The following is a 768-nucleotide window of genomic DNA, read 5'->3' as shown; positions in this document are numbered from 1 at the left end:
GTCTTCTCGTCTGGCGCATCAAGCAGATGATTCTCAATAACCAATGGTCACCTGAACAGATCCGCGGCGTGCTGTCCAAAGAAGGCATAAGCATTTCCATACAAAGCATCTACAACATCATCAATGCCGATGAAAGCGGGGAACTGCGCAAGCACTGCCGCCATCCCAATTTCAAACGCAGACCCAAAGGAGAACGCAAACCCACTAAAGCGACTAACATAGCCGACCGCACAAGCATACACGACAGGCCGGCCGAAGCTGACGGGAAGCGGTTCGGAGACTTCGAGATGGATCTCATCGTTGACGCTTACGGACATGCCATACTCGTGTTACTCGAGAGGATGACGGGCTTTGTCATGATGGAAAGACTGAAGCATGGAAAGAAAGCAAAGCCACTGGCAAAAGTCGTGGTGAGAATCTTGTTCGCATATCGTAAATACATCAGAACAATCACTACTGACAACGGCAGCGAGTTTGCTGCACATCGGGACATAACCGCAGGATTAAGGATGAAAGGACTTGAGGATGTGACTGTTTATTTTGCCGACAGCTACTGCTCATGGCAGAAAGGAGCGGTAGAGAATGTTAACAAACTCATCAGGCAATATATACCCAAGAAAGCAAATTTCAATGAATTCTCGGACAACTATATCAAGAAAGTGGGAAAGAAATTGAACCTCAGACCGAGAAAGAAACTAAATTTCTCAACCCCGAAAGAAGAATTCTTCAAACAAATCATTAATTTTGCACTTGCCAGTTGAAACTACC

General features: G+C 46.0%; 1 protein-coding gene. It reads left to right on the top strand.

What is annotated here, in order from left to right; translation table 11 throughout:
* Positions 1–761, top strand: a 761-nt coding sequence (locus HPS54_RS12805; protein ID WP_172345775.1) for an IS30 family transposase, incomplete at its 5' end; no start/stop codon positions are given.
* Between the last annotated feature and the right edge of the window lie 7 nt (positions 762–768).

Source organism: Xylanibacter caecicola, assembly GCF_013166515.1.
Taxonomy (GTDB): Bacteria; Bacteroidota; Bacteroidia; order Bacteroidales; family Bacteroidaceae; genus Prevotella; species Prevotella caecicola.
Note: the sequence above shows the minus strand (reverse complement) of the source record. Positions and strands in the feature narration are given on the sequence as shown.